A 7,000-nucleotide genomic window follows, 5' to 3' on the forward strand; every position below is an offset into this window, starting at 1 on the left:
GGGGCATCCCGGAACCGGTGCGCCGGTCCGCCTGCAGTCTACCAGCAGCCTCATTGTTGAGGACGAGTGGTGGCGCTCTCGAGGTCGAGGTTCTGCAGCCGGCGGACCATGGCCTGGAAGGAGACGGTGCCGCCGGGCTGGGCGTTGATCACGTCGATGGGGAAGGGGAAGGCGCCGCGGAGGAAAAGCTCCTGGTCGCCGCGGTACTCCAACCCCCGAAGACGGAAGGCGTCTCCCTGCAGGGTCATGGCCACCCCTAGGGCGGAGTAGGTGTAGCGGTCGAAGAGGCGGTGGATGCCGCGGTCGAGGATGTTGGTGCCGGCGCTGGCGCCAGTGCCCAGGATGGCGATGTTGTTGATCGCCTTGACCCCTACGGTGCGCCGCTCCTGCTTCGGCGTCACGCTGCGGACGACGGCGTCGAAACGCACCGGCGAGCCGCCCACCAACAAGAGGTCGCTGATGCCTCCTTCGATACGGCCGGTCATCTCGCCGAAGTCCAGCTGGCGGGTAATCTGCTCCAGATGCAGGTTCTCGAACTGGGCCGACAGGCGGAAACGGGGGAAGGGGTCGAAGAGGCCCTCGGCGCCGATATCCGACACCTCCACGGTGCCACCGAAGAGCCGGGCTCGGCCGCCGCCCTCGACTTCCAGCCGGTCCCCCACCAGCCGCACCTCCGGCAGCACCGCTTCCACCGTGCCCTCCAGGGGGAAGAGGCCGAGGCTCTCCGACAGCCGGCGTAGCTGCAGCCCGGAGACGCGCAGGGAGCCTTCCACCGACCGTTCCCCCAGCAGGTCGGCGAGAATCAGGCGCCGTAGCTCCACCTCTCCCCCCAGTACCGGCACCACCAGCGGTTCTTCCAGTCGGACGCGGTCACCGCGCACCAGCAGCCGGCTGGCCACCGCGGGCAGCCGCAGGTCGCGGAAGGCGATGGAGCTATAGCCCAGGGTGCCTCGGCGGGGCCGGGGGGCGGCGGTGTCGGCGGCGGGATCGGGATTTCGGGGCAGTCGCAAGTCCAGCGGCAGGCTGAGGTAGAGATCTTCCACCGTCAGTTCTTGGGCCGGGTTGTGGAGCTGTATGCCGGCGAGGTTGAGATCGCCCAGGACGGTGGTTGCTCGGGCCTCCGGCGGCCCAGCCGCGATGCGACCGTTGAGCACCGCCTCCAGCTGTCCGCCGACGGCGAGCTCCGCAAGCTCGGGCATGGCGGTGACCAAGGGCTCCCGCAGGTGGCGGCGGAAGGTGGCCTGCAGATCCTCCAGGGTCAGATTGGCGGTGTAGCGAAGTCCCGCACCGTCTTCCTCGGGGCCGTCGACGGTGGCCTGGAGCAGACGCCCCTCGGGCAGGGACCACCGGGCTTCAGCGTTCCAGGGCTTCCGCGCTGCCTCTTCGGAAGCGATGGGCAGAGTGGCGGTGGCGCCGACCTGGCTCTCGAGATTGGAGAAGTCGGCGAAGAAGGTATCCCATAGCAGCAAGAATCCGTCCATTTCTCCGCTGGCGCTGAGGCTCAGTGCCTCGTGAGTCAGCGCCCCTTCGACGGTCCAGCGGCTGGCCAGGCCTTCGAGCACCCGAGCTCCGTCGTCGGAGGCAAAGCCGGTGCTGCTGAGGTTGGCGCTCCCGGCCCCTTCCCAGCCCCCACCGCTGCGGCGAACCTCCAGCTCGGCGGCGGCCTGGCCCTGGAAGCGGAGCCCCGGTGCCGGATCGCCGACGAGGGGCTCGAGGGTACGGCGCCAGGCGGGGAGCTCCACTCCTTTCAAGCGCAGAGTCCAGCGGTTCCCGGCGCCCTCTGCCGGCGTCAGCTGCAGCCGCCCGAGGGCCGCGGTCTCTTCCAGGAGTGCAACCTCGGTTTCGGTGGGACCCGCTACGAGGTCGAGGCTGGTCAGCTCGAGCCCGCCGAGGTCCAAACCGGGAGCCGGCACCGCCGCCGGGAATCCGGTGGCAGGAGCTTCAGACCGCCAGCGGCCGCCGGCCTGGAGGCGGAAAGGCAGCGGTGCCAGCGGTGCCACGGTGCCGCGGCCCCGGACCTCCAGCTGCTCGACGACGACGGGCCGGCGAGAGTCCAGCAGCGCCGCCCAGCTTGCGCGGGTGGTGATGGCAAGGTGCTCCAACCGTGTCTCCCCGGTGGCTAGCAGACCGTCCGTCACCCGCACCTCCGCGTCGAGCCGCGGAGACTTGGCGGGACCCCGCAGCCGCCCCTGGAGCCGGGAAGAACCGCCGAGGCGCAGGTCTTCCGGCAAGGCGCCGGAGTCGAAGAGCCCCAGCTCGCCCAGAAGCCGGGGTAGGCCCTCGAGGCGGTCGAGGGCCCAGCTCCAGCGCAGGTCGAGGAGGGGAGTCGCGTGGTCACCGTCCCCAGCTGCCACCTTCCCCTGGATCCGGCCGCTGCCGGCGCCACCGGTGCCCAGCCGCCCGTCCACCGCCAGGGCTGTTTCCGGCGCTGCCTGGTCCTCGAGGGCTCGGCCGGTGGCCTGAAGCTCCAAGGGCAGCAATTCCTGCGGCAGAGTGGAGGAGGAGGCGACCCTTCCGAGCACCGACAGCTCGCCATCCAACACCGTCGCCAGCTGGGCGAGGACGGATTCTGCTTCCGGCTCCGCTCCGGTGGAGCCGGATTCCGCGGGCTGGGGAAGCAGGAGCGGCCCGCGGATCTCCAGGCTCACTCCTTGGAAGTCATGGACCGACCCCTGGGCAGGGACTTCCAGGCGCTTTCCTTGGATCCGCGCATCGAGGGCCACCGGCAGTGGAGCGTCGGCGGAGAGAGCATGGGCCAGCGCTGGTAGAGGAGTCGACGCTACGAGCTCCAAGGCCGCTTCTTCCATTCGCAGGTCCGAGAGGGCGAGGCGCTGGGAGTCGAGGGAAGCCTGGAGCTCCAGCCGAGGCTGCCCCGGGGGCTCCTCGAGAGTCTCGGCCCGCAGGTCGAGGTGGCCTTCGATCTCCAGCTCTGCCGGGGGGGCTAGCCAAGGTAGGAGCGGCGCCAGCTCCAGCTGCTCGACGCGGCCGGTCACTTCCCGGAGCTCCTGCTCCTGGTTCCACCCCAGCTGCAGCGAAGCCCCCTGCAGGAGCTCCGGAATCTGGAGCTGGGCCGTCAGCCTCTGGCCTGCTTCTGTCGGAAGGAGCTCGACGCTCAGGGCCGGCCGAGTCAGCTGGCGAGCCAGCCGCCGCGTCAACCGCTGAGCCAGCTCGGGAGCCGGCGGCGGGGACGGGCCGTTGGCAGCCTCGGCAGAGGGAAGGAGGGTCGCCTCCGCCAGCTGCAGGCTGCCCCGGGCTTGCTTCCAGCCCGGCGCCGGCAGCTCGCCGTCGAGAGTCGCCGAGGCTTCCAGACGCAGCTCCCGCAGCTCGGCTCGGGCACCGTCGGGGGCTCGGAGCTCGGCGGCGGTGCTGGTCAGGGTGACGTTGAGATCGGGTCCACCGGCGGGGCTGGAGACTTGCAGGGAGAAGTCCTGCAGCCGGCCCTCGGGACGCATCTCCGCGGGGACGGCGAAGGACGCCAGGGGCCCGATCTCCAAGGCTTCGGCCTTGCCTCTCAGATCCAGGCCGACGGCGGGGGCGAGGGCGCCTCTCCAACCGATGATCTCTCCCTGCAGCACCCAGCGGCTGGGCTCCTGGGGGCTTCCTCCAGGTAGCTTCCGGGGAGGAGCTGGAGCGACCACCTCGAAATCGCGCACCGTCACCACCCCCAGCTCCAGGTCCGAGGGCGGTAGAGGCTCTTCTTCGGGCCACGGCGGTGGCTCCAGGGTCAGCCGGCCGCCGCGGATCTCCATTCTTTTGAGCCGGCCGGCGCGGAGGTCACCGATGGATCCGTGGGCCTCCACTTCCTCCAGGCGCACGCCGCCGATCCACGGCATGCCCTGGATGCTCTGAATCTCCAACCCCCGCAGCAACACCCGGTCGACGTCCAGCACCCGCAGATGCTCCAGGGTCACGGCACCGCCGAAGCTCTCGGACAGGCTGGCGGCGAGCTGTCGCCGGGGCAGATCGCGGTTGAACCAGGTGAGCGCCCCCAGCACCACGGCGACGGTGAGGAAGGAGAGGACGAAGCGTCTGCGGCGGGAGGGCATGGGAGGATTGGTGGGCGTCCGGTGGAGAATGGCTCCTCGGGTAGTATATGCCGTGAATGCAATGCTTTCCGGGTCCGCTGCTGCGGCCCGGCTTGTCGAGACGATGATGATCGAGATCAATTCCGCCCTCAGCCTGCCCGAGACCGAGCTCGAGCTGGAGACCAGTACCAGCTCGGGGCCCGGCGGGCAGAATGTCAACAAGGTAGAGACCCGGGTGACGGTGCTCTTCGACGTGGTGTCGTCGCCGAGCCTGGACGAGGAACAGCGGGATCGAATCCTCGACAAGCTCTCCTCGCGCATCAACAAAGAGGGAGTCCTGCGGGTCAGCAGCCAGGAGCACCGCTCCCAAAGCGCTAACCGGGAGCAGGCGGTGGCGCGGCTGGCGGAGCTGCTCCAGGAGGCTCTGCGCAAGCCCCGCCGCCGGCGCAAGACCCGACGCTCCAAGGCTGCCCACCGGCGCCGGTTGGAGAAGAAGAAGCAGCGTTCGCAGATCAAGCGCCTGCGCTCCAACCCCAAGATCGGCGATGGCTGACCGTTCCGGCGCTCCAAGAACTCCGTGAATCTCCACCGCCTCCTCGCCGATGCCGTGGTCCTGGTGCACCTCGGTTTCGTCCTCTGGGTGGTCTTCGGCGGTCTGGCGGTGCTGCGCTGGCCTCGGGTAGCGTGGCTGCATCTGCCCGCCGCCGCTTGGGGAGCGCTGGTGGAGCTGGCGGGCTGGTATTGCCCGCTGACGGATATCGAGAACGCCCTGCGCCGCCGCGCCGGCGCCGCCGGCTACGAGGGCGGCTTCGTCGAGCACTACCTGCTGCCGGTGCTCTATCCCCGGGGGCTGACCCGGGAGGTGCAAATCGCCCTGGGAGTGGGGGTGATCGTGCTCAATCTGGCGGTGTATACATGGATCCTCTGGCGCCGGAAGCGTTCGGGAGGAGGAAGCAGCCAACCAGGAGGCAAGCAACTAGGAGACAACCAACCAGGAGACAACTCGTGAGCTCGTCTTCCAAAGCAGGTCCCACCCTAGAGAATCTGGCCACCCCCTGCGCCGTGGTGGACCTGGACGCGGTGGAGCGCAACGTCGAGACCATGGCCCGGCGCATGGAGTCCCTTGGGGTGCGTCTACGGCCCCACGTCAAGACCCACAAATGTGTCGAGTTGGGGCGGCTGCAAAGCCCCGACGGCCGCATCACCGTCTCCACCCTGGCGGAGGCCCGCCACTTCGCCGCTGACGGCTTTCGGGACATCACCTGGGCCCTGCCCCTGGATCCCCAGCGCCTGCCGGAGATAGCGGAGCTGAAGGCAGAAGTCGACGCCTTCCATCTGCTGCTGGACGAGCCCCGCACCCTCGACGCCTTGGAGTCCTACGCCAGGAATTCCGGGCCGGGCGGGGCAGAGGCTCGGTTCTCCGCCTTTCTCAAGGTCGATTGCGGCTACCACCGCGCCGGCGTCGACCCGGCGAGCCCGGCGGCTTTGGAGCTCACCCGGCGGCTGGCTGCCTCCTCGGCAGTGCGTTTCGCCGGCATCCTGACCCATGCCGGTCACTCCTACTCCTGCCGCACCGACGACGAGGTGGCGGCGGTGGCGGAGCAGGAGCGGTCGGTGATGGCGGATTTCGCCGCCGAGCTGCGCCGCCGGGGCCTGGAGGTACCGGAGGTCAGCGTCGGCTCCACCCCCACCATGACCCGGGTGCGCAGCCTCGAAGGGATCACCGAGGCGCGGCCTGGCAACTACGTCTTCTTCGATCTGCACCAGGAGGCCATCGGGAGCTGCCGGCGGCGGGACGTGGCGCTGTCGGTACTGGCGACGGTGGTGGGCTGCTATCCGGAGCGCGGCCAGCTGGTGCTCAACGTCGGCTCCCTGGCTCTGTCCAAGGACCGCGGCGCGGTGCACGTCCCCGGCTTCGAAGGCTATGGAGAGCTGGTGGAGGAGGGCGGTGGCGGCATCGAGGGTCTCGAGCTGGTCTCCCTATCCCAAGAGCACGGTCAGGTGCGTACCGCCTCCCCGGAGCTCGCTCGGCGTTACCCGGTGGGTACCCGGCTGCGGGTGCTGCCCAACCACAGCTGCCTCACCGCCGCCCTCTTCGACCGCTACCACGTGGTGCGGGGGCAGCGGGTGGTGGAGGAGTGGAGGCCGGTTCGGGGTTGGTGAAGGACATGCTAGGATTCTGGGGCTAACATGGTTATTCTTCATTCCCTTTCCAGAGTCTTTGTCAGGACTCCCCGTCGGATCCGGCAACTTCAGAACATCATCGGAGACAGTCTTTATGGCAAACGGTAAGAAGGGCCTGAGCCCCCTGGCGTGGGTGGGCATCGGCTGTGGTGTCCTCGTCCTCCTCGGAATCATCGTCACGGTGGCCGGCGTCGGCTTCGTGGGCTTCAAGGCCAAGCAATTCGGCGAGAGCATGGAAGAAAAGCCGGTGGAGACCACCGCCAAGCTCTACGCCCGGGTCAACCCCGAGGTCGAGTTCGTCTCCGCCGACGAGACGGCTCGCACAGTGGTCTTCCGCAACGCCGAAACCGGCGAAGAGATCACCCTTGACGCTTCCGACATCGAGGAAGGCAACTTCAAATGGAAAGTCGGCGACGAAGAGATGGAGATCAGCGCCCAAGAGGGTGAGGACGGCAAGGGCACCATGACCGTCCGCAAGGGCGACGAGGTGGCCACCTACGGCCAGACCGGGCAGGGGAGCGAGAGCTTGCCCTCGTGGGTGCCGGTCTTCGCCGGTTCGGAGGTCGAGGTGGTCTTCTCTTCCGAGGGCACCGGCGGCACTTCCGGCGCCTTCACTCTCAAGACCACCGAGGCGGTGGATACGGTGCTCGACTACTACCAGGAGAGCCTGGAAGAGGCCGGTTATACCGTCAACCGCCAGAAGGTGAGCTTCGGCGGCTCCGGTCCCCAGGGAGTCATCGAGGCCAAGAAGGCGGACGAGGGCCGCAGCGTGAATCTGACCATGACCAGCG

Annotated in this window: 5 protein-coding genes; 4 read left to right on the forward strand and 1 reads right to left on the reverse strand. The window is 68.9% G+C overall.

Features of this window, described 5'->3' with window-relative positions; translation table 11 throughout:
• Nucleotides 1-50: 50 nt before the first annotated feature.
• Nucleotides 51-4,046: a hypothetical protein gene (locus SX243_12520; protein MDY7093787.1), complete on the reverse strand. Its 3,996-nt coding sequence runs from the start codon at nucleotides 4,044-4,046 to the stop codon at nucleotides 51-53.
• 103 nt (nucleotides 4,047-4,149) lie between these two features.
• On the opposite strand from SX243_12520, the gene arfB reads away from it, so the two are divergent.
• From arfB to SX243_12540, 4 genes are all read left to right on the forward strand, one after another.
• Complete coding sequence (gene arfB, locus SX243_12525; GenBank protein ID MDY7093788.1) at nucleotides 4,150-4,578, forward strand: alternative ribosome rescue aminoacyl-tRNA hydrolase ArfB; 429 nt, start codon at nucleotides 4,150-4,152, stop codon at nucleotides 4,576-4,578.
• A 24-nt stretch (nucleotides 4,579-4,602) separates the two neighbouring features.
• Nucleotides 4,603-5,034 (forward strand): DUF2784 domain-containing protein, encoded by a 432-nt coding sequence (locus SX243_12530; protein ID MDY7093789.1) that lies wholly within the window; start codon nucleotides 4,603-4,605, stop codon nucleotides 5,032-5,034.
• Nucleotides 5,031-6,188: an alanine racemase gene (locus SX243_12535; protein MDY7093790.1), complete on the forward strand. Its 1,158-nt coding sequence runs from the start codon at nucleotides 5,031-5,033 to the stop codon at nucleotides 6,186-6,188. The genes SX243_12530 and SX243_12535 overlap by 4 nt, the downstream gene beginning before the upstream one ends.
• A gap of 115 nt (nucleotides 6,189-6,303) precedes the next feature.
• The coding region (locus tag SX243_12540; GenBank protein MDY7093791.1) for a hypothetical protein at nucleotides 6,304-7,000 on the forward strand (697 nt) is incomplete at its 3' end.

The organism is Acidobacteriota bacterium (assembly GCA_034211275.1).
Taxonomy (GTDB): domain Bacteria; phylum Acidobacteriota; class Thermoanaerobaculia; order Multivoradales; family JAHZIX01; genus JAGQSE01.

Bases quoted from the DNA above. Each gene is read 5' to 3' on its own strand.
- SX243_12520 (MDY7093787.1), bottom strand. From the start codon at position 4,046: ATGCCCTCCCGCCGCAGACGCTTCGTCCTCTCCTTCCTCACCGTCGCC.
- arfB (MDY7093788.1), top strand. From the start codon at position 4,150: ATGATGATCGAGATCAATTCCGCCCTCAGCCTGCCCGAGACCGAGCTC.